The organism is Nocardioides mesophilus (assembly GCF_014395785.1).
Classification (GTDB): domain Bacteria; phylum Actinomycetota; class Actinomycetes; order Propionibacteriales; family Nocardioidaceae; genus Nocardioides_B; species Nocardioides_B mesophilus.
Genome location: NZ_CP060713.1, coordinates 4418675 through 4440362, shown reverse-complemented (window position 1 = coordinate 4440362; position 21688 = coordinate 4418675). Strand labels below are relative to the sequence as shown.

At 72.3% G+C, this 21688-nt stretch carries 19 protein-coding genes and 1 pseudogene; 11 read left to right on the top strand and 9 right to left on the bottom strand.

Annotated elements, in window-relative coordinates; all coding sequences use genetic code 11:
* Nucleotides 1–66: 66 nt before the first annotated feature.
* From uvrC to H9L09_RS21195, 9 genes and pseudogenes are all read left to right on the top strand, one after another.
* Nucleotides 67–2055, top strand: coding sequence for an excinuclease ABC subunit UvrC (uvrC, locus tag H9L09_RS21235; RefSeq protein ID WP_187578751.1), 1989 nt, complete (start codon nucleotides 67–69; stop codon nucleotides 2053–2055).
* Entirely contained in the window at nucleotides 2055–2942 is an 888-nt protein-coding gene (gene rapZ, locus H9L09_RS21230; RefSeq protein ID WP_187578750.1) for an RNase adapter RapZ, read from the top strand. The genes uvrC and rapZ overlap by 1 nt, the downstream gene beginning before the upstream one ends.
* A gap of 17 nt (nucleotides 2943–2959) precedes the next feature.
* A pseudogene (locus H9L09_RS21225) lies at nucleotides 2960–3918 on the top strand (gluconeogenesis factor YvcK family protein).
* 78 nt (nucleotides 3919–3996) lie between these two features.
* Nucleotides 3997–4983, top strand: a complete 987-nt coding sequence (whiA, locus tag H9L09_RS21220; RefSeq protein ID WP_187578749.1) for a DNA-binding protein WhiA — start codon at nucleotides 3997–3999, stop codon at nucleotides 4981–4983.
* 222 nt (nucleotides 4984–5205) lie between these two features.
* A complete protein-coding gene (gene gap / locus H9L09_RS21215; protein ID WP_187578748.1) occupies nucleotides 5206–6210 on the top strand; it encodes a type I glyceraldehyde-3-phosphate dehydrogenase in 1005 nt (334 codons plus the stop codon).
* Between the two features lie 4 nt (nucleotides 6211–6214).
* Entirely contained in the window at nucleotides 6215–7402 is a 1188-nt protein-coding gene (locus tag H9L09_RS21210) for a phosphoglycerate kinase (RefSeq protein ID WP_187578747.1), read from the top strand.
* Between the two features lie 56 nt (nucleotides 7403–7458).
* The gene (gene tpiA, locus H9L09_RS21205; protein ID WP_246456158.1) at nucleotides 7459–8259 is read left to right on the top strand and encodes a triose-phosphate isomerase; all 801 of its coding nucleotides are present in this window, start codon (nucleotides 7459–7461) and stop codon (nucleotides 8257–8259) included.
* A gap of 30 nt (nucleotides 8260–8289) precedes the next feature.
* The gene (secG, locus tag H9L09_RS21200; protein ID WP_187578746.1) at nucleotides 8290–8526 is read left to right on the top strand and encodes a preprotein translocase subunit SecG; all 237 of its coding nucleotides are present in this window, start codon (nucleotides 8290–8292) and stop codon (nucleotides 8524–8526) included.
* A gap of 20 nt (nucleotides 8527–8546) precedes the next feature.
* Nucleotides 8547–8906, top strand: a complete 360-nt coding sequence (locus tag H9L09_RS21195) for an RNA polymerase-binding protein RbpA (protein WP_187578745.1) — start codon at nucleotides 8547–8549, stop codon at nucleotides 8904–8906.
* Nucleotides 8907–8948: 42 nt separating this feature from the next.
* Here the strand turns inward: H9L09_RS21195 and pgl are convergent, their stop codons facing one another.
* From pgl to tkt, 6 genes are read right to left on the bottom strand one after another with little or no spacing between them, the layout of a single operon-like run.
* On the bottom strand, nucleotides 8949–9674 hold the full coding sequence (pgl, locus tag H9L09_RS21190; protein WP_187578744.1) for a 6-phosphogluconolactonase: 726 nt from the start codon (nucleotides 9672–9674) through the stop codon (nucleotides 8949–8951).
* Nucleotides 9671–10600 (bottom strand): glucose-6-phosphate dehydrogenase assembly protein OpcA, encoded by a 930-nt coding sequence (locus H9L09_RS21185; RefSeq protein WP_187578743.1) that lies wholly within the window; start codon nucleotides 10598–10600, stop codon nucleotides 9671–9673. Before H9L09_RS21185 ends, pgl begins: the two co-directional genes overlap by 4 nt.
* Nucleotides 10597–12123 carry a glucose-6-phosphate dehydrogenase gene (zwf, locus tag H9L09_RS21180; RefSeq protein WP_187578742.1) on the bottom strand — a complete coding sequence of 509 codons (1527 nt, stop codon included), beginning with the start codon at nucleotides 12121–12123 and terminating at the stop codon, nucleotides 10597–10599. Before zwf ends, H9L09_RS21185 begins: the two co-directional genes overlap by 4 nt.
* Nucleotides 12120–13772: a glucose-6-phosphate isomerase gene (locus H9L09_RS21175; protein WP_187578741.1), complete on the bottom strand. Its 1653-nt coding sequence runs from the start codon at nucleotides 13770–13772 to the stop codon at nucleotides 12120–12122. The genes zwf and H9L09_RS21175 overlap by 4 nt, the downstream gene beginning before the upstream one ends.
* Nucleotides 13769–14908, bottom strand: a complete 1140-nt coding sequence (gene tal, locus H9L09_RS21170; protein WP_187578740.1) for a transaldolase — start codon at nucleotides 14906–14908, stop codon at nucleotides 13769–13771. The genes H9L09_RS21175 and tal overlap by 4 nt, the downstream gene beginning before the upstream one ends.
* Before the next feature lie 55 nt (nucleotides 14909–14963).
* Nucleotides 14964–16991: a transketolase gene (tkt, locus tag H9L09_RS21165; RefSeq protein WP_246456566.1), complete on the bottom strand. Its 2028-nt coding sequence runs from the start codon at nucleotides 16989–16991 to the stop codon at nucleotides 14964–14966.
* A gap of 251 nt (nucleotides 16992–17242) precedes the next feature.
* On the opposite strand from tkt, the gene H9L09_RS21160 reads away from it, so the two are divergent.
* Both H9L09_RS21160 and H9L09_RS21155 read left to right on the top strand, forming a co-directional pair.
* Nucleotides 17243–18220 (top strand): heme o synthase, encoded by a 978-nt coding sequence (locus H9L09_RS21160; RefSeq protein ID WP_187578739.1) that lies wholly within the window; start codon nucleotides 17243–17245, stop codon nucleotides 18218–18220.
* Nucleotides 18217–18762, top strand: coding sequence for an NUDIX hydrolase (locus tag H9L09_RS21155; RefSeq protein ID WP_187578738.1), 546 nt, complete (start codon nucleotides 18217–18219; stop codon nucleotides 18760–18762). Before H9L09_RS21160 ends, H9L09_RS21155 begins: the two co-directional genes overlap by 4 nt.
* Nucleotides 18763–18923: 161 nt before the next feature.
* Here the strand turns inward: H9L09_RS21155 and H9L09_RS21150 are convergent, their stop codons facing one another.
* From H9L09_RS21150 to H9L09_RS21140, 3 genes are read right to left on the bottom strand one after another with little or no spacing between them, the layout of a single operon-like run.
* Complete coding sequence (locus H9L09_RS21150) at nucleotides 18924–19859, bottom strand: COX15/CtaA family protein (protein ID WP_223164151.1); 936 nt, start codon at nucleotides 19857–19859, stop codon at nucleotides 18924–18926.
* 8 nt (nucleotides 19860–19867) lie between these two features.
* Nucleotides 19868–20650, bottom strand: a complete 783-nt coding sequence (locus tag H9L09_RS21145; RefSeq protein ID WP_187578737.1) for an ABC transporter permease — start codon at nucleotides 20648–20650, stop codon at nucleotides 19868–19870.
* Nucleotides 20647–21606: an ABC transporter ATP-binding protein gene (locus H9L09_RS21140; RefSeq protein ID WP_246456157.1), complete on the bottom strand. Its 960-nt coding sequence runs from the start codon at nucleotides 21604–21606 to the stop codon at nucleotides 20647–20649. The genes H9L09_RS21145 and H9L09_RS21140 overlap by 4 nt, the downstream gene beginning before the upstream one ends.
* Between the last annotated feature and the right edge of the window lie 82 nt (nucleotides 21607–21688).

The following is a 21688-nucleotide window of genomic DNA, read 5'->3' as shown; positions in this document are numbered from 1 at the left end:
GCGGGCGTGTCCGGGGCCACGTCCGGCGGTCGCGGGACCGTCGGAACGCCCCCGTAGGGTTGGCTCGTGGCCGACCCGTCGACGTACCGCCCTGCTCCGGGCTCGATCCCGAACTCGCCGGGCGTCTACCGCTTCCGCGACGCGCACCGCCGGGTGGTCTACGTCGGCAAGGCCAAGAACCTCCGGGCCCGGCTGACGTCGTACTTCCAGGATCTCGGCAACCTGCACCCGCGCACCCAGACGATGGTCACCACCGCTGCGAGCGTCGAGTGGACGGTGGTCGGCACCGAGGTGGAGGCGCTGCAGCTGGAGTACTCCTGGATCAAGGAGTACGACCCGCGGTTCAACGTGAAGTACCGCGACGACAAGTCCTACCCCTGGCTGGCGGTGACCCTCAACGAGGAGTTCCCGCGGGTCATGGTCGGCCGCGGCGCCAAGAAGAAGGGCGTGCGCTACTTCGGCCCCTACTCCCATGCCTGGGCGATCCGCGAGACCGTCGACCTGCTGCTCCGGGTCTTCCCGATGCGGTCGTGCTCGAACGGTGTCTTCAAGCGCTCGGCCCAGATCGGTCGGCCGTGCCTGCTCGGCTACATCGGCAAGTGCGCCGCCCCCTGCGTGGGGCGGGTCAGTGCCGAGGAGCACCGAGCGATCGTCGAGGACTTCTGCGACTTCATGGGCGGGCAGACCAGCGCGTTCATGAAGCGCCTCGAGAAGGAGATGTACGCCGCCTCCGCCGACACCGACTTCGAGCGGGCCGCCCGGCTGCGCGACGACATCGGGGCGCTGCGCCGGGCGATGGAGAAGCAGGCGGTGGTCCTCGGCGACGGCACCGACGCCGACGTGATCGCGCTGTCCGAGGACCCGCTCGAGGTGGCGGTGCAGATCTTCATCGTCCGCGGCGGCCGGGTGCGCGGCCAGCGCGGCTGGGTGGCCGACAAGGTCGACGACGCCGACACCGCTGGCCTGGTCGAGGGTTTCCTGCTGCAGCTCTACGCCGACGAGTCCGGCGAGTCCATCCCGCGCGAGATCCTGGTGCCGGCGCTGCCGGAGGACCACGAGACCCTCGAGCAGTGGCTGGCCACCCTGCGCGGCGGGCGGGTCAGCATCAAGGTGCCGCAGCGCGGGGACAAGAAGGCGCTGCAGGAGACCGTCGGGCGCAACGCGCTGCAGGCGCTCGGGCTGCACAAGACCAAGCGGGCCAGCGACCTCACCACCCGCAACCGGGCGCTCGAGGAGATCCAGGTGGCGCTGGAGCTGCCGGGTGCTCCGCTGCGCATCGAGTGCTTCGACATCTCGAACCTGCAGGGCACCGAGGTCGTCGCCTCGATGGTGGTCTTCGAGGACGGACTGGCCCGCAAGGGGGAGTACCGCCGCTTCGTGATCCGCGGCGTCGAGGGGCAGAACGACGTCGCCTCGATGCACGAGGTGATCACCCGACGGTTCCGCCGGCTGCTCGACGAGCGGGCGGAGACCCCGGACCTCGACGGCCTCGGCGAGGCGGACACCGCGGACAGCGGGCCGGCGCTGATCGACCCCGAGACCGGCCGGCCGAAGAAGTTCGCCTACGTCCCGGGCCTGGTGGTCGTCGACGGGGGGCCGCCCCAGGTCGCCGCCGCGCAGCGGGCGCTCGACGAGCTCGGGATCGACGACGTACCGGTCTGCGGACTGGCGAAGCGGCTCGAGGAGGTCTGGCTCCCCGACCAGGAGGACCCGGTGATCCTGCCGCGCACCAGCGAGGGGCTCTACCTGCTGCAGCGGGTGCGGGACGAGGCGCACCGGTTCGCGATCACGCACCACCGGTCCCGGCGCTCCAAGACCATGGTGGAGAGCCTGCTCGACGACGTGCCGGGGCTCGGCGAGGTCCGGCGCAAGAGCCTGCTGCGGCAGTTCGGTTCGCTGAAGAAGCTGCGTGCTGCCACAGTGGACGAGATCGCCGCCGTGCCGGGCATCGGGCCGCGCACGGCCGAGGCGATCGCCGCTGCGCTGGAGCAGCAGCCCACCCGCACCCGCACGGTGAGCGTGAACACGGCCACCGGAGAGATCGAGGAGTCCTGATGACCGCCACCCGGCCCCCGGTCGCCGACCACCGGGGCGAGCTCGTCGTCGTCACCGGCATGACCGGTGCCGGCCGCAGCACCGCCGCCAAGGAGCTCGAGGACCTCGGCTTCTACGTCGTGGACAACCTGCCGCCGCAGCTGGTGGCCGACGTGGTCCGGCTCGTCGACGAGTCCCGGGGGCTGCTGCAGCCGATCGCCGTCGTGGTCGACGTCCGCTCCGGGTCCTTCTTCGCCGGGCTGCGCGAGGTGATCGCCCGCGGCACCACCGGCCGGCGCACGACCCTGGTCTTCCTCGAGGCGAACGACGACGTGCTGGTCCGCCGCCAGGAGGCGGTGCGCCGCCCGCACCCGCTGCAGGACGGCGGCCGGCTGCTCGACGGCCTGACCCGCGAGCGGGTGGTGCTGGCCGACCTGCGCTCGGAGGCGGACCTGGTCATCGACACCTCGACCCTCAACGTGCACCAGCTCACCGACAAGATCGCCGACGCGTTCGGCACCGAGCACACCACCGCGATGAAGGCGACCGTGGTCAGCTTCGGCTTCAAGTACGGCATCCCCGTCGACGCCGACCTGGTGGCGGACATGCGCTTCCTGCCCAACCCGCACTGGGTGCCCGAGCTCCGGCCGCTGACCGGCCGCGACGAGCCGGTCGCGGACTACGTCAAGGACCGCCCCGAGGCGCAGGAGTTCCTCACCGAGTACGTCGACCTGATCCGCACCGTCGTGACCGGGTACCTCCGCGAGGGCAAGCGCTTCATGACCGTGGCGATCGGCTGCACCGGCGGCAAGCACCGCAGCGTCGCGATGGCTGAGGAGATCGCCGCACGGCTCCGGGTGGTCGGCATCGACGCACGTTCGACCCATCGCGACCTCGGGCGGGAGTGAGCGTGGAGCAGCATCGCGTGCCCGCCGGTGCCGCGGGCGGGCAGCGGGTGGTCGCGCTCGGCGGCGGCCACGGCCTCGCCGCCTCGCTGTCCGCACTGCGCCGGGTCGTCGACGACCTGACCGCCGTGGTCACCGTCGCCGACAACGGCGGCTCGTCGGGCCGGCTGCGCCGCGAGTTCGGGGTGCTGCCCCCGGCGACCTCCGGATGGCGCTGGCGGCGCTGTGCGGGGACGACGACTGGGGCCGCACCTGGGCCGACGTGCTCCAGCACCGGTTCTCCTCCGACGGCGACCTCGACGAGCACGCGCTCGGCAACCTGCTCATCGTCTCGCTGTGGGAGCTGCTCGGCGAGCACGTCGCCGGGCTGGACTGGGTGGGCCGGCTGCTGGGCGCCCACGGCCGGGTGCTGCCGATGTCCGTCTCGCCGATCGACATCACCGCGCAGGTGCAGGGCCTGGTCGCCGGGGACCCGGCCGCGCTGACGACCGTGCGCGGGCAGGTGGAGGTGGCCTCCACCGAGGGACGCGTGCTCTCCGTCGAGCTCGAGCCCACCGACCCGCCGGCCTGCCCGGAGACGCTGGAGGCGGTGCACCGCGCCGACTGGGTGGTGCTCGGCCCCGGCTCCTGGTTCACCAGCGTCATCCCGCACCTGCTGGTCCCCGAGCTGCGCGACGCCCTGGTCCGCACGCCGGCCCGCACCATCGTCACGGTGAACCTGGGGCCGCAGTCGGGGGAGACCGACGGCTTCTCCCAGGAGAACCATCTCGAGGTGCTGGCCGAGCACGCGCCCGACCTCTCCGTCGACGTGGTGCTCGCCGACCGGGCCAGCGTCGGGGACGAGGGGCTGCTCCGCAACGCCGCGTCGTCGCTCGGCGCCCGGCTGGTGGTCGCCGACGTGGCGGCCGCGGACGGGTCGCCGCAGCACGACGTGCAGAAGTTGGCCAATGCCTATGCAGCGATTCTCGCCGGCACGTAGGGTGACCGAGCCCACAGGACCCTCTGGGCGCGTAGGCGGGAATCGGGCTCCAGACCCAGACGTGGCAGGATCGGACGCATGGCGATGACGGCACAGGTCAAGGCGGAACTGGCCAACACTCAGGTGACGAAGACCTGCTGCCGCAAGTCTGAGGTCTCCTCGATGCTGCGTTTCGCCGGTGGTCTGCACATCGTCAGCGGCCGGATCGTGGTGGAGGCCGAGCTCGACACCGGCGCCGCAGCCCGTCGGCTGCGCAAGGACATCGCCGAGGTCTACGGCCACAGCTCCGACGTGGTGATGGTCTCCGGCAACGGCATCCGCAAGGGCAGCCGGTACGTCGTCCGCGTGGTCCGCGACGGCGAGGCCCTGGCCCGCCAGACCGGGCTCCTCGACGGACGCGGCCGGCCGGTGCGCGGGCTGCCGCCCCAGGTGGTCTCCGGGGCCGGCTGCGACGCCGTGGCGGCCTGGCGGGGGGCGTTCCTGGCGCACGGCTCGCTGACCGAGCCGGGCCGCTCGTCCGCGCTGGAGGTCACCTGTCCCGGCCCGGAGGCGGCCCTCGCCCTGGTCGGCGCCGCCCGCCGGCTCGGCATCTCCGCCAAGGCCCGCGAGGTCCGCGGTGTGGACCGGGTGGTGATCCGGGACGGCGACGCCATCGGGGCGCTGCTCACCCGGCTCGGCGCCCACGAGTCGCTGATGGCCTGGGAGGAGCGCCGGATGCGGCGTGAGGTCCGCGCGACCGCGAACCGGCTGGCGAACTTCGACGACGCCAACCTGCGCCGCTCGGCCCGCGCCGCGGTCGCCGCCGGCGCCCGGGTGGAGCGTGCGCTCGAGATCCTGGCCGACGAGGTCCCCGACCACCTGAAGATGGCCGGCGACCTGCGGCTCGAGCACAAGCAGGCCTCGCTCGAGGAGCTCGGGCAGCTGCACGTGCCGCCGCTGACGAAGGACGCGATCGCGGGGCGGATCCGGCGGCTGCTCGCGATGGCCGACAAGCGCGCCGAGGAGCTCGGCATCCCCGACACCGAGTCGAGCCTCACCCCGGACATGCTCGCCGAGCAGGCCTGAGACGACCGCGCGGAGTCGGCCCGGGCAACGCCCGGAGCGGTCGGCCCGGCGGGCCGCGCCGACCCTCGGAGATCGGCGTTCGTAGCACGGTGCACCCCTGCCGTTGGTTACCCGCACGTAGGGCGAACGGCCTGTTTCCGGGTGCTCCGACCACGGTAGGGTCGGTGACGAGGTGCCCATCGGGCGACCTCGCACCTGACCGCTAACGAGGAGACCTGACCCGTGACCGTACGCGTGGGCATCAACGGATTCGGCCGCATCGGCCGCAACTTCTTCCGAGCCGTGCAGGCGTCGGGTGCCGACATCGAGATCGTCGGCGTCAACGACCTGACCGACAACAAGACCTTGGCGCACCTGCTCAAGTACGACTCGATCCTGGGCCGGCTGCCCGAGGACGTCGAGGCCACGGGTGACTCGATCTCGGTCGGCGGCAAGAGCTTCGCCTCCCTCGAGGAGCGCGACCCCGCCAACCTGCCGTGGAAGGACCTCGGGGCGGACATCGTCATCGAGTCCACCGGCTTCTTCACCGACGCCACCAAGGCCAAGGCGCACATCGACGCCGGCGCCAAGAAGGTGATCATCTCCGCCCCGGCGAAGAACGAGGACATCACCGTCGTCATGGGGGTGAACCACACCGACTACGACCCCTCGGCGCACACGGTGATCTCCAACGCCTCGTGCACCACCAACTGCCTGGCGCCGATGGCGAAGGCCCTCAACGACGAGTTCACGATCGTCAAGGGCCTGATGACGACCATCCACGCCTACACCGCGGACCAGAACCTGCAGGACGGCCCGCACAAGGACCTCCGTCGTGCCCGCGCCGCCGCGCTCAACATCGTGCCGACCTCGACCGGCGCGGCCAAGGCGATCGGCCTGGTGCTGCCCGAGCTCAAGGGCAAGCTCGACGGGTTCGCGCTCCGGGTCCCGATCCCGACCGGCTCCGCCACCGACCTCACCTTCGAGGCCGGCCGCGAGACGACCGTCGAGGAGGTCAACGCCGCGGTGAAGGCCGCCGCCGAGGGCCCGCTCAAGGGCTTCCTGAAGTACACCGAGGACCCGATCGTCTCCTCCGACATCGTGACCGACCCGAGCTCGTGCATCTTCGACGCCGGTCTCACCAAGGTGTTCGGCAACCAGGTCAAGGTCATCGGCTGGTACGACAACGAGTGGGGTTACTCCAACCGTCTGGTCGACCTGGTCGGCTACGTCGGCGAGACGCTCTGACCTGATGAGCGGCATCGAGTCCCTGGGGGACCTGCGGAGCCGGCGCGTCCTCGTGCGCTCCGACCTCAACGTGCCCCTGGACGGGCAGACCATCACCGACGACGGCCGGATCCGGGCGAGCGTGCCCACGATCGAGCAGCTGGCCGGCGCCGGGGCGCGGGTGGTCGTGACCGCCCACCTGGGCCGCCCCAAGGGTGCTCCGGACCCGCAGTACTCCCTCGCCCCGGTGGCGAAGCGACTCGGCGAGCTGCTCGGCCGTGACGTCGCGTTCGCCACCGACACGGTGGGGGAGAGCGCCCGGTCGACCGTGGACGCGCTCGAGGACGGCCAGGTGGCCGTCCTCGAGAACGTCCGGTTCAACGAGGGCGAGACCAGCAAGGACGACGCGGTCCGGGGCGAGTTCGCCGACCGGCTCGCGGCCCTCGGTGACGCGTTCGTCAGCGACGGCTTCGGGGTCGTGCACCGCAAGCAGGCCTCGGTCTACGACGTCGCGCAGCGCCTGCCGCATGCGATGGGCGGTCTGGTGGCCAAGGAGATCGACGTCCTGCGCCGGCTGACCGAGGAGCCGGAACGGCCCTACGTGGTCGTGCTCGGCGGCTCCAAGGTCTCCGACAAGCTGGGCGTCATCGACAACCTGCTCGGCAAGGCCGACCGCCTACTCATCGGCGGCGGCATGGTCTTCACGTTCCTCAAGGCCCAGGGACACGAGATCGGCAAGAGCCTGCTCGAGGAGGACCAGCTCGACATCTGCCGGGAGTACCTCCAGCGGGCCGAGCAGTCGGGCGTGCAGATCCTGCTGCCCACCGACATCGTGGTCGCCGACGAGTTCTCGGCGGACGCCGAGCCTTCGGTCGTCGCCGCCGACGCGATCCCCGCCGACAAGATCGGGCTGGACATCGGGCCCGAGTCGGCGAAGGCCTTCGCCGCGGCGCTGGCCGACGCCCGGACGGTCTTCTGGAACGGGCCGATGGGCGTCTTCGAGTTCGACGCGTTCGCCGGCGGCACCCGTGCCGTCGCCGAGGCGCTGACCCAGGTCGACGGGCTCTCGGTCGTCGGTGGCGGCGACTCGGCGGCCGCGGTCCGCAAGCTCGGCTTCGACGAGGCCTCCTTCGGTCACATCTCGACCGGTGGCGGCGCCAGCCTGGAGTACCTCGAGGGCAAGCAGCTCCCGGGCATCGACGTCCTGTCCTGACCCGCCGGCGGGTGGACCCGCCGAGCCCACCTCCCACTGAACGGAACCGATCCACGATGGCTGCGAAGAACGTGCGCGTCCCGCTGATGGCGGGCAACTGGAAGATGAACCTCAACCACCAGGAGGCGGTCGTCCTGGTGCAGAAGCTCTCCTGGACGCTGTCGGACAAGAAGCACGACTACGCCAAGGTCGAGGTGGTCGTGCTGCCGCCGTTCACCGACCTCCGCGGCGTGCAGACCCTGGTCGACGGGGACCGGCTCGAGATCGGCTACGGGGCGCAGGACGTCTCCGAGCACGACGCGGGCGCCTACACCGGCGAGATCTCCGCGGCGATGCTGGCCAAGCTCGGCTGTTCGTACGTCGTCGTCGGGCACTCCGAGCGCCGGGAGCACCACGCCGAGACCGACGCGGTGGTCAACGCCAAGGCCAAGAAGGCCATCGGTGCCGGGATGACCCCGATCGTCTGCGTGGGCGAGGGTCTCGAGGTGCGCAAGGAGGGCCGCCAGGTCGAGCACACACTCGCGCAGGTCGACGGCTCGCTCGCGGGGCTCACCGAGCAGCAGGTCGCCGACCTGGTCATCGCCTACGAGCCGGTGTGGGCGATCGGCACCGGCGAGGTGGCCACGCCGGACGACGCGCAGGAGGTCTGCGCGGCGATCCGGACCCGACTCGCGGAGACGGTGTCGGAAGAAGCGGCGGCCGCCTGCCGGATCCTCTACGGCGGCTCGGTCAAGGCGGCGAACGTCGCCGGCATCATGGAGAAGGCGGACGTGGACGGGTGTCTGGTGGGTGGCGCCAGCCTGCAGGCAGACGAGTTCGGCGGCATCTGTCGGTTCTACGACATGCCTGTCATCTGAGGTTCGCTTTCGTGAGTTAGGCTTTCGCTCGTGGCTACCGTCTTCACCGTTCTCCTGATCCTGACCAGCCTGCTGCTGATCGTCCTGGTGCTGCTGCACAAGGGCCGCGGCGGCGGGCTCTCCGACATGTTCGGTGGCGGGGTCTCGAGCGGACTGGGGGGGTCCTCGGTCGCCGAGCGGAACCTGGACCGGATCACCGTGGGTGCCGGTCTGATCTGGGGCGCCTGTGTCGTCGCCCTCGGTCTGCTGCTCAAAGCCGGCAACTAGAACGACGAGGAGCTCTAAGCGTGGCTGGTGGAGGAAACGCCATTCGTGGCAGCCGGGTGGGGGCCGGCCCGATGGGAGAGGCGGAGCGTGGCGAAGCCGCTCCGCGTCAGCGAGTCGTCTACTTCTGTGCTCACGCGCACCAGTCGGTGATCACCTTCGCCGTCGAGGCGCAGATCCCGGACTCCTGGGACTGTCCCCGGTGCGGTCTGCCGGCGAGCCTGGACTCCGAGAACCCGCCGCCGCCGCCCAAGATCGAGCCGTACAAGACGCATCTGGCCTACGTGAAGGAGCGGCGCTCCGACAAGGAGGCCGAGGAGATCCTCGACGAGGCCATCCAGATGCTCCGGTCCCGGCGCAAGAGCGGCGACATCATCTTCTGATCTGCCGGTGACCGGTGCGGCTCGCGCCGTTCCGGGTCGTGCTCAGCCGAGGCGTGAGGCCGCTGCCTCGTCGAGGAACCACACCGTCTCGTCCTGGCCGTGCACGCCGGCTGCCGGGTAGTCGTGGCGGTCCGCGCCGCTGATCGCGGCGGCGGCCGCCTCGGCCTTGTCCTCGGTGGTGACGAGGAACCACACGGACCGCGACCGGTTCAGCGCGCGGTAGGTGAGGCTGACCCGCTGCGGCGGCGGCTTCGGGGAGTCCGTCACGGCCACCGCGTCGCGGTCGTCGACGTCGAGCTGCGGGTGCCCGGGGAACAGCGAGGCCACGTGGCCGTCGGGCCCCATGCCAAGCATCATCACGTCGAACGGGCCCTCGCTGCGGCTGCGCAGCTCCTCGGCGTACGCCGCTGCGGCGTGCTCGATGTCGCCGTCGCCCGTGGCCGGCATCTCGTGGATCCGCGCGGGGTCGACCGGCACCTGGTCGAGCAGCGCGTGGCGCGCCTGGCGGGCGTTGCGATCGGCGTCGTCGCGGGCCACGAAGCGCTCGTCGCCCCACCAGACCTCGACCCAGGACCAGTCCACCCCGGACGTGGCCGAGAGCCGGGCAACTTCCCGGTGCAGCTTCTCGGCGATGCTGCCGCCGGTCAGCGAGATCGATGGCACCCGCCCCTCGGCCTGCACCGCCGCGAGCCGCTCGAGGAGCCGGGCGGCCACCCGGGTGGCGAGCGTCTCGGGGTCGGGGACCACCTCGACCGTGGCCTCGGTCATCGCTTCGTCCTGCTGGTGCTGCCGCCGGCGATCCGGGCCATCCGCTTGACCGTGTCGGCGTAGACGTCGTCGGGGTCGAGCCGGCGCAGCTCCTCGGAGAGCAGCTCCTCGATTCTGCGGCGGCGCAGCGCCACCGGCCGGTCCGGCTCGCCGGGCGCCGAGAGGGTGGCCAGCCGGCCGTCCTGCCGGTCCAGCACGATGTCGCCGCCGCGGGTGCTGAGCGAGACCCGGGTGATGCCGGGGCCCTCGGAGACGGCCCGCGCGACCTTGACCCGCAGCCGGTCGGTGAGCCAGGCGGCGAGCAGGTCCGCGCTCGGGCTGATCTTCTCCGACGTCACCGAGGCACCGACGACCTTGCCGGGGTCCTGGTCCAGCGCCGAGGCCAGCACGGCCCGCCACGGCGTGATCCGGGTCCAGGCCAGGTCGGTGTTGCCCGGGGCGTAGGCGTTGCACTGCGTGAGCATCGCCTTGGACCGGCCGGTGGGTACGGCGGCCGCGTCGGTGATCCGCCGCCGGCCCAACCGGCCCAGCGGGTCGTCGGCCGGGTCGGCCGGTGCCCTGCCGGGCCACCACACCACGACGGGGGAGTCGGGCAGCAGCAGCGGCAGCACGACCGACTCCGGATGCTTGGTGACCGCGCCGCTCAGCCGGATCAGGGCGCGCTCCCCGGACATCCCGGAGCCGATGCCGACCTCGGCGTCCACCCGGGCGGCACCGCGGCCGTCGCCGAGCACCACGCCGAGCAGGCGGGCCGGGTGCTCCTGGGCCGCGGCCCGGGCCGCCGACATCGCCTCCGAGGCCTTGTCCTCGTCGACGACGAAGACCAGCGTCATCACCATGCCCATCGCCGGGCTGCCGGCGCGTCGGCGGGAGCGCAGGAACTCGGCGGCGATCTCGCTGCTGTTGGTGTCCTCGATGGCAATCACGGCCGCCTCCAGACCCGGCCGTCGCGGGCCAGCATCGCGTCGGCGGACGCTGGACCCCAGGTCCCCGCCGGGTAGGTGTCGGGTTGGCCGTGGCCGGCCCAGTACTCCACGATCGGGTCGAGGATCTTCCAGGAGAGCTCGACCTCCTCGTGCCGGGGGAACAGCGGCGGGTCGCCGAGCAGGACGTCGAGGATCAGCCGCTCGTAGGCCTCCGGGCTCGACTCGGTGAACGAGCCGCCGTAGGCGAAGTCCATGTTGACGTCGCGGATCTCCATCGCGGTTCCCGGCACCTTGGAGCCGAAGCGCAGCGTGATGCCCTCGTCGGGCTGCACCCGGATCACCAGAGCGTTGTGGGTCAGCTCCTCGGTGGCGGTGGCGCTGAACGGCAGGTGGGGGGCCTGCTTGAAGACCACGGCCACCTCGGTGACCCGGCGGCCGAGGCGCTTGCCGTGCCGCAGGTAGAACGGGACCCCGCTCCAGCGCCGGTTGTCGATGCCGAGCTTGATCGCCGCGTAGGTCTCGGTGCGGGAGTCGTCAGGGATGTCCTGCTCGTCCTTGTAGCCCGGCACCTTGACGCCGCCGGCCCAGCCCTCGACGTACTGAGCGCGTGCCGTGGACAGGTCCAGCCGGCGGGGGAGCACGACGGACTCGAGCACCTTCTGCTTCTCGATCCGCAGGCTGCGTGCGTCGAAGGAGGTCGGCTCCTCCATCGCGATCAGCGCCATCAGCTGCATCAGGTGGTTCTGGATCACGTCACGGGCGGCGCCGATGCCGTCGTAGTAGCCGGCGCGGCCGCCGATGCCGATGTCCTCGGCCATGGTGATCTGCACGTGGTCGACGTAGTTCGAGTTCCAGATCGGCTCGAACATCGCGTTGGCGAAGCGCATCGCCAGGATGTTCTGGACCGTCTCCTTGCCCAGGTAGTGGTCGATGCGGAACACCGACCCGGACGGGAACACCTCCGAGACGATGGCGTTGAGCTCGCGGGCGGTCTCCAGGTTCGAGCCGAACGGCTTCTCCACGACCACCCGGCGCCACGAGCCGGCCTGCTGCTCGGCGAGGCCGTGCTCCTTGAGCTGCCCGATCACGTTGGCGAAGTAGCGCGGCGGGATGGAGAGGTAGAAGGCGTGGTTGCCCTTGGTGCCGCGGACCCGGTCGAGATCGAGGATCGTCTGTCGCAGCGTCGCGAACGCGAGGTCGTCGTCGAAGTCGCCCTGGACGAACCGGAAGCCCTCGGCGAGCTGCTGCCACACCTCCTCGCGGAACTCGGTGCGGGCATGCTCCTTCACCGCGTCGTGGACCACCTGGGCGAAGTCCTGGTCCGCCCAGTCCCGCCGGGCGAAGCCGACGAGGGAGAACCCGGGCGGCAGCAGCCCCCGGCTGGCCAGGTCGTAGACCGCCGGCATCAGCTTCTTGCGCGCCAGGTCGCCGGTGACGCCGAAGATCACCAGCCCGCAGGGGCCGGCGATCCTCGGCAGTCGCCGGTCCTGCGGATCGCGGAGCGGGTTGTCGTCCGCGCTCATGCGAGCGCGTCCCGGACCGTCTGCAGTCCGGCCTCGCCGCGCACGTGCAGCCGCAGCACGGGTCGGCCGTGGTCGGCCAGCACCCGCGCGTCGCCCGCCGCCTGCGCGGTGATCAGGTCGTTGAAGCTGAACTCGCGCCCGGCGACCGGGAGGTCCTGCTCGGGCGTGCCGGTGATCTGCAGGTAGACCCCGACGGCCGGGCCGCCCTTGTGCAGCTGGCCGGTCGAGTGCAGGAACCGCGGCCCCCAGCCGAAGGTGACCGGCCGGCGGGTGCGGATCGCGAGCGTGCGGCGTACGTCGGCCAGGCCGGCCTCGGCGATCCGGTCGAGGTAGGCCATCACCGCGACGTAGCCGGCGTCCGGGTCGAGCTCGCCCAGCAGCGCCTCGACGGCGTCGCGGACGGTGGACGCCGCGCCGAGCCAGTCGCCGCCGAGGGCGCGGATCTCCACGCCACCGTCCACGGCGTCCGGCTCGGTGGTGTCCGGGGAGCCCTCCAGCATCGACCGGGCCGCCTTCTTGGCGCTCTCCACGTCGGGCTGGTCGAAGGGGTTGATCCCCAGCAGCCGGCCGGCCACCGCGGTCGCCGCCTCCCAGAGCAGGATCTGGGCGCCGAGGGTGCCGACCACGGCGACCTCGGACCCGCCGGCGGAGTCGGCGCTCTGCGCCGCCTGCGCGGCCTCGCCCGCGTCCCCGGAGTCGTCGGAGTCGTCGCCGACCAGGCGGGCCACCGTGACGTCGTTGGGCGGCAGCGTGACCTCGGGGTCGGAGGAGTCCGCGACCACGACCGGCAGGATGCCGACCCCGTCCTTGCCGGTGCTCTCGGCGATCAGCTGCTCGGCCCAGTCGGCGAAGCCGGGGATGCCGGAGCCCTCGTCGACGAGCACCAGCTTGTCGCGCAGCGGCTCGGTGCCGGCCATGGCGGCCCCGAGACGGAGCGCCGGGTTGGCCTCGTCGTCCTCGGCCAGCAGGTCCGCGACCGCGTCGACGTCGAAGAGGAGCGTCTCGATGTCGGCGCCGGCGAGACCGCTGGGCACCAGGCCGAAGGCGGTCAGGGCGGAGTAGCGTCCGCCGACGTTCGGGTCGGCGTTGACGACGCGGTAGCCGGCGTTGCGGGACTGCTCGTCCAGCGGGCTGCCCGGGTCGGTGACGATCACGATCCGCCGGGTCGGGTCGATGCCGGCCGCCTCGAAGGCGGCGACGTACGCCCGGCGCTGCGAGTCGGTCTCGACGGTGGAGCCGGACTTGCTGGACACCACCACGACGGTGCGCTCGAGCCGGTCGGCCAGCGCGGCGCGCACCTGGTCGGGGTAGCTGGAGTCCAGCACCGTCAGGTCGACGCCCGCGGCGGCGCAGATCACCTCGGGAGCCAGGGAGGAGCCGCCCATGCCGCAGAGCGCGACGTGGTCGACCCCCTCCTCGCGGAGCTGCTCGCGCAGCGCGGCGATCTCACCGAGCAGCGGCCGGGAGGAGCGGTGCAGACCGACCCAGCCCAGCCGCACGCCGGCCTCGGACTCGGCCGCCTCGCCCCACAGCGTCGCGTCCCGGTCGAACAGCCGGCTCGCGAAGCGTTCCTCGACGAGCGTGGGCACGTGCCGGGAGACGGCGTCGGCCGCTGCTCCGGTGGCGGAGACCTCCAGCGCCGCGCTCACTGACCGTCCGCCTGGCGCTTCGCGCCGCCCATCTGACCCTTGACGGTCTCGACCAGTTCGTCCCAGGAGGCCACGAACTTCTCGACGCCCTCCTTCTCGAGGGTGGCGATGACGTCGTCGTAGTCGATCCCGGCGGCCGCGAGCTGGTCCATGACGTGTCGCGCGTCGTCGTACTGCGTCGTCACCTGGTCGCCCTTGACCTCGCCGTGGTCGGCGAACGCCTTCATGGTCTTCTCCGGCATCGTGTTCACGGTGCCCGCGACCACGAGGTCGGAGACGTAGAGCGTGTCGGAGTAGTCGGGGTTCTTCACGCCGGTGGAGGCCCACAGCGGGCGCTGCGGACGTGCCCCGGCCTGCTGCAGCGCGGCGAACCGCTCGCCGCCGAACGCCCGCTCGAACGCCTGGTAGGCGAGCCGGGCGTTCGCCACGGCGGCCTTGCCCTTCAGCGAGCCGAGGGTGGCCGCGTCGCCCCCTGCCTCGATGAGCGCGTCGAGCCTCTTGTCGACCTCGGTGTCGACGCGGGAGACGAAGAACGAGGCGACCGAGTGGATCGTGGAGAGGTCGTGGCCGTTCTCACGGGCCTTCTCGAGCCCGTCGAGGTAGGCGTCCATCACCTGGTCGTAGCGGTGCAGCCCGAAGATCAGGGTTACGTTGACGCTGATCCCCTCCGCGACCGTGGCGGTGATGGCGGGCAGACCCTCGGAGGTGCCGGGGATCTTGATCAGCAGGTTCGGCCGGTCGACCTCGGCCCACAGCAGCTTGGCCGCCGCGGAGGTGCCCTCGGTGTCGAACGCGAGGCCCGGCGGCACCTCGATGGAGACCCGGCCGTCGACCCCGTCGGAGGCCTTGTAGGCGTCGAGCAGGACGTCGCAGGCATCACGGACGTCGGTCGTGGTGAGCTTGAAGATGGTGTGGTCGACGTCGGCGCCGTCGGCGACGAGCTCGGCGACCTGCTGGTCGTAGCGCTCACCGTCGGCAAGGGCGGCGGCGAAGATCGTCGGGTTGGTGGTCACCCCGACGACCGAGCTCTGCTTCACCAGCTCAGCCAGGTTGCCGGTCTCGATGCGCTCCCTGGACAGGTCGTCGAGCCAGATCGATACTCCTGCGTCCGCAAGAGCTTTCAGACGTTCAGACATGGAACCCTCCGTGGTGCTCGATGGTGAAAGTAGGCATACCCGTGCTCGAGCCGGGTCAGACGTGGGTGGCGCGGATGCTGTCCTCGGCGGCGAGGACGACCGCCTCGGCGGTGAGGCCGAACTCGGCGTACAGCGTGGCGTAGTCGGCCGACGCGCCGAAGTGCTCGATCGAGACGATCCGGCCGGTGTCGCCGACGACCTCGCGCCAGCCCTGGGCGACGCCAGCCTCGACGCTGACCCGGGCCCGCACCGACGGCGGCAGCACGGTGTCGCGGTAGGCCTGGTCCTGCGCGTCGAACCACTCCCGGCACGGCATCGAGACGACGCGGGCGCGCACGCCCTTGGCGGCGAGCTGCTCGCGGGCGGCCACCGCGATCTGGACCTCGGAGCCGGTGCCGACCAGGACCACGTCGGCCTCGCCGCCCTCGGCGTCGAGGAGCACGTAGCCGCCCTTCGCCACGCCCTCGGTGGTGGCGAAGCCGTCGGTGCCGCGCGGGAAGGTCGGCACGTTCTGCCGGGTCAGCGCGAGGCCGGCCGGGCGGTCGGTGTGCTCCAGGATCGTCCGCCAGGCGGCGACCGTCTCGTTGGCGTCCGCCGGACGGACCACGTCGAGGCCGGGGATCGCGCGCAGCGCGGCCAGGTGCTCGATCGGCTGGTGGGTGGGCCCGTCCTCGCCGAGACCGATCGAGTCGTGGGTCCACACGTAGGTCACCGGCAGGTGCATGAGCGCCGCGAGACGCACGGCCGGGCGCATGTAGTCGGAGAAGACGAGGAACGTGCCGCCGTACACACGGGTGCCGCCGTGCAGGGTGATGCCGTTCATGATCGAGCCCATGGCGTGCTCGCGGATGCCGAAGTGCAGCACCCGGCCGAACGGGTTGCCGGGGAAGTCCTTGGTCGCGCGGTCCTCGGGGATGAACGAGGGCTGGCCCTTGGGCGTGGTGTTGTTGGACTCGGCGAGGTCGGCGGAGCCACCCCACAGCTCGGGCAGCACCGGCGCGATGGCGCTGAGCACCTCGCCCGAGGCCTTGCGGGTGGCGACGCCCTTCGGGTCGGCCTCGAAGGACGGCAGCGCGTCGGTCCAGCCGGTCGGGAGGGTGCGGGTGCGCAGCCGCTGCAGGAGGGCGGCGCCGTCGGGGTTCCGCTGCGCCCAGGCCTCGAAGTCGCCAAGCCACTCCTGCTGGGCCTTCTGGCCGCGCTCGATCGCGGAGCGGGTGTGGGCCAGCACGTCCGCGGGCACCTCGAACGTCTGCTCGGGGTCGAAGCCCATGATCTTCTTGGTGGCGGCCACCTCCTCCTCGCCGAGGGCGGAGCCGTGGGACTTGCCGGTGCCCTGCGCGTGCGGGGCCGGCCAGGCGATCACCGTCTTGAGGCTGATGAAGCTCGGCTTGTCGGTGACCCGCCGGGCCTCCTCGAGGGCGTCGTAGAGCGCCTGGACGTCCTCGACGTACTCCTTGCCGCCGTTGGTCCAGTCGAGCTCCTGCACGTGCCAGCCGTAGGCGCGGTACCGGTCCGGGACGCTCTCGCTGAAGGCGATGTCGGTGTCGCCCTCGATGGAGATGTCGTTGTCGTCGTAGATCGCGGTGAGGTTGCCGAGCCGCTGGTGGCCGGCGAGCGAGGAGGCCTCGGCGCTGACGCCCTCCTCCAGGTCGCCGTCGCTGCAGATGACGTAGACGTGGTGGTCGAACGGGCTCTCGCCCTCGGCGGCACCGGGGTCGAGGAGGCCGCGCTCGCGCCGCGCCGCCATCGCCATCCCGACCGCGTTGCCGACGCCCTGGCCCAGCGGGCCGGTCGTGGTCTCGACGCCGGCGGTGTGGCCGTGCTCGGGGTGACCCGGGGTCTTGCTGCCCCAAGTGCGCAACGACTTGAGGTCGTCGAGCTCGAGGCCGAAGCCGGCGAGGTAGAGCTGCGTGTAGAGCGTGATGCTGCTGTGACCGGCGGAGAGCACGAACCGGTCCCGGGCCGCCCAGTCGGGGTCGGCGGGGTTGTGCCGCATCACCTTCTGGAACAGCGTGTAGGCGACGGGCGCGAGGGCCATCGCCGTACCGGGGTGGCCGTTGCCCACCTTCTGCACCGAGTCCATGGCCAACACCCTGGCGGTGTCGACGGCGCGCTGGTCGATGTCGTTCCAGTCGAGCTTGCTCACGTGCAGTGGTTCCTCTCAGGGGCGGGTTCCGGGACCTTTGGAGGAGTACCCGCTCTCGAGGCCGGGACACCTCCCCTCGGGAGACTACTGCGGCGCGGTGACCCGACGCACACCCGTCCGAGACGGTCCGATGCGCCACCGCGTCGCCTGCGGCACTAGACTCGCGGTGCCCGCGCGTCCGTTGCCGGATGCCCGTCCCCGACCCCGAGGTTCGTGTGACCGCCGTCGATCCCCACGTCTCACTCCGGACGCAGGAGGGTGCGCGCGCGACGCCGCCTCGTCTGCGCGACGTGGTGATGGCGTACGTCGGCCTCACCAAGCCGCGGATCATCGAGCTGCTCCTGCTGACCACCGTGCCGGTGATGTTCCTCGCCCAGCGTGGCGTGCCGCCGCTGGGGCTCGTGGTGGCGACCGTCGTCGGCGGCACCCTCTCGGCCGGCAGCGCCAACGCCCTCAACTGCGTCTACGACGCCGACATCGACGAGCGGATGCGCCGCACCCGTCGCCGGGCGCTCCCGCGGCACCTGGTGTCGCAACGCGCGGCGCTCGTGTTCGGGCTGATGCTCGGCGTGGTCTCCACGGTGATGCTCGGGCTGCTCGTGAACTGGCTCTCCGCCGGCCTGGCGCTGGCGGCGAACGTCTTCTACGTCGTCGGCTACACGATGATCCTCAAGCGCCGCACCACCCAGAACATCGTCTGGGGAGGGGCCGCGGGCTGCTTCCCGGCGCTGATCGGGTGGACCGCGGTCACCGGCGAGCTGGCCTGGGCCCCGGTCGTGCTGTTCCTGGTGGTGTTCTTCTGGACGCCGCCCCACTTCTGGGCGCTGGCGATCCGGTACCGCGAGGACTACGCGGCCGCCGAGGTGCCGATGCTGCCGGTGGTCGCGGGCGCGCGCACCGTGGCCCGCCAGATCACCGGGTACTCCTACGTGATGGTGGCGACCTCTCTGCTGCTGTGGCCGGTGGCCGGCACCGGCTGGTTCTACCCCACGGTCGCGGTGGTGCTGGGTGCCGCGTTCCTCGTCGAGTCGCACCTGCTGCTGCGCCGGGCCGCGGTCAGCGACGACGTCGTGGACCTCAAGCCGATGCGGCTGTTCCACTGGTCGAACATGTACCTCTCGCTGCTGTTCGTGGGCGTCGCCCTCGACCCGCTGCTCACCCGGTGACCCCGAGTCCCCCTGCGCGGCTGGCCACGCTGACCCACGGTCCGGTCCCCGCCGCGGGCGGCTCCGGTGGCGCTGCTGTCGAGCGCCGTGCGGTCCGTGCCGTCGTCCTGGACGGGGAGTGGCTGCTGCTCCTGCAGACCGCCCGCGGCGCCGTGAAGTTCCCCGGCGGCGGCGTGGAGCCGGGGGAGAGCGACGAGCAGGCGCTGCGCCGCGAGGTGCGCGAGGAGTGCGGGCTCGAGGTCACCGCGGTCCTCGATGACCTGGGCACGATCGTGGAGGTCGCGGCGGCCCGCCCCCAGGACGGGGCCGCCACCTTCCGGATGACGTCGCGCTACCTGCGCTGCCGGGTCGGCCGGGACCAGGAGGCTCCCGGGCTGAGCCCCGACGAGCAGGCTCTGGGCCTGCGGACGGTCCGGATGACGGTGGCCCAGGCGCTCGCCGCGAACGCGCCGTTCGCCGCCGACGGCAGCGCGGACGGCAACCACCGCTTCACCGTGCGCGAGTCACTCGCCCTGCAGTGGCTGGCCGAGGCGCCCCGGTAGCAGCGCGGGCAGAGCGCGAGCAGCGGAGTCCCACTGCGGCCGAGGCGCGGCCTCGACCAGAAAGTGGGGGCCGGACGGCAACCCAACCGCCCCGGTCGTGCGTCTCACCCAGTGACGGGCCGAAGTCGGCGCCACGGGGGCGCCGACCACGGCCCGTCCGGTCAGCTGGACGAGCCGGCCACCACCGGCGCACCGGTGTGCGAGTGCTCGCGGACGCTGACCAGCAGCCATGCCAGGGCCGCCGAGGTCAGCGCGGCCCCCAGCAGGTGCAGCGCCACCAGGCCGATGGGCAGGTCCAGGAAGTACTGCACGAAGCCGACCACGCCCTGCGCCAGCTCGACCGCCACCAGCGTCAGCGCCGCCCGGCGGGCCAGCCGGGGAGCGTTGACGGCGCGCAGCACGAGGACCGTGGCGATGCTCAGCCCGAGCAGGAGGAACACCACGTCGGTGTGCAGCTGGCTCAGCGCCCGCGGGTCGAGGCCGTTGCGCCGGGCGTCGAGATCTCCGGCGTGCGGCCCGCTGCCGGTCACCACGGTCCCGACGTACAGCACCACCCAGCCGACCACGAACGTCGTCTGCACCAGCCGCACGATGCCGCCGGCCACCAACGGCTCGGCCGGCCCGTCACCCTCGTCGAGCCGCCGCAGCAGCACCACGCTGACCCCGATCATCGCCAGCGACACGAGCAGGTGGAACGCGACGATCCAGGGGTTGAGGTCGGTCAGCACCGTGATCCCGCCGACGACCGCCTGGGCGGGCACGCCGAGCGCCAGCACGAACGCCAGCCGGGTCAGGCTGCGCCGCCCGTGCCGCCAGGCCACCACCAGCGTGGCGATGGCCACCGCGGCCAGCAGGAAGGTCACCATCCGGTTGCCGAACTCGATCGCGCCGTGAATCCCGAGCTCGCGGTGCGGCACGAAGGACTGGTCGGTGCACCGGGGCCACGTCGGGCAGCCGAGGCCCGACCCGGTGAGCCGGACGACCCCGCCGGTGACGACGATCAGCACGTTCACCACCAGCGAGGCGATCGCCGCCGGCCGCAGCCAGCGGACGGTCCACGCGGGCGGCGCGGCGCGCTCGCGTCCGGTCTCGGTCATGGTCACGGTCACTCCCATCGGAACGTCCGGGCGGTGAGGTAGGTGCCGAGCGCCGACCACGCGGCGAGCACCGCGAGCGGCACCAGTGGGAAGCCGCCGTCGATGAACGCGGTGCGCATCCCGTCCCCGAGAGCGCCCGAGGGCAGCGCGGTGAGCGCGCCGTCGAGGAGCCCGCTGCCGCCGTACGACGTCGTCGGCAGCACCACGCCGCCGCCGGCCATCAGCAGGAGGTAGACCAGGTTGGCGGCGGCCAGGGTGGCCTCGGCGCGCAGCGTGCCGGCCAGCAGCAGCCCCAGCGAGGCGAAGGCGGCGGTGCCGAGCAGCGCGACCGCCAGCGCCCCGGCGAGGCCCGGGACGGTGATCTCCGGCCGCCAGCCCATCAGCAGGCCGGCGCCGCCGATCACCACCGCCTGCAGCAGCTCGACGAGCAGCAACGCGCCGACCTTGCCCATCAGCAGGCCGGAACGGGGCAGTGGTGAGGCGCCCAGCCGCTTCAGGACGCCGTAGCGCCGCTCGAACCCGGTCGCGATCGCGAGCGCGGTGAAGCTCGTGGACATCACCGCCAGCGCGAGCACCCCGGGGGTGAGCAGGTCGACCGGGCGGTGCGAGAGCGACAGGTCGAACCGGTCGGCTGCCAGCACGCCACCGACCAGGACGATCAGCGGGATCACCACGGCGAGCAGCAGCTGCTCGCCGTTGCGCAGCAGCAGCCGGGTCTCCATGCGCACCTGCGCCCGGACCATCTGCGACAGCGGCGCGGCGCCCGGCCGCGGCGCGAACGAGCCGCTCATGTGGCCAGCTCCCGACCGGTGATCTGGAGGAAGACGTCCTCGAGGGTCCGCTGGCCCAGCGCCAGCGACTCCGGCAGCACGCCGTGCTGCTCGCACCAGGCGGAGACGGTCGCCAGCGTCGAGGCGTCCGCGGGTCCGCTGATCAGCAGGCTGTGCGCGTTGATCGCCCGGACCACGGTGTCCACGCCCAGTGCCAGCTGCAGCGACGCGGGCGCGTCCGGGGGGAACGGCTCGGTGACGACCAGCCGGATCGTGCTGTGGCCGGTGCCGCGGGTGAGCTCGAACGGGCTCCCGGTCGCGATCAGCCGGCCGTGGTCGATCACGTGCACGGTGTCGGCCAGCCGCTCGGCCTCGTCCATGTAGTGGGTGGTCAGCACGATCGTCACCCCGTCGGCCCGCATCTCCTCCAGGAGGTCCCAGGTGTCGCGCCGCGCCTGCGGGTCCATCCCGGCGGTCGGCTCGTCGACGAAGACCAGCTCCGGTCGCCCGACCACGGCCATCGCCAGGCCGAGGCGTTGCTGCTGGCCGCCGGAGAGGCGCCGGTACGGCGTCCGGCCGCACGAGCCGAGACCGAGGCGCTCGACCAGCAGCGGCACCGGCAGGGGGTGCGCGTGCAGCGACGCGACGTGCTCGAGCATCTCCACGGCCCGCACGCCCGACCAGGCGCCGCCGTCCTGCAGCATCACCCCGATCCGGGGGAGCAGGTCGCGGCGCTGGGCGGTCGGGTCGAGACCGAGGACCCGGACGGTGCCGCGCTGCGGCCGCCGGTAGCCCTCGCAGGTCTCGAGCGTGGTGGTCTTGCCGGCCCCGTTGGGTCCCAGCACGGCGGTCACCGAGCCGCGGGCGACCTCCAGGGAGAGCCCGTCGACGGCGACGGTGTCGCCGTAGCGCATCTGCAGCCCCTCGATCACCACCGCGGGGGCGGTGGCCCCGGCGGTCGGGGCGGGCGTGTTCACATCGTGCAGTCTAGGAACCACCCGGGCACCCACCCCGCCGGGGCGACCGGGTGTGATCCGGCTCGCACCCGCGCAGGGCTCC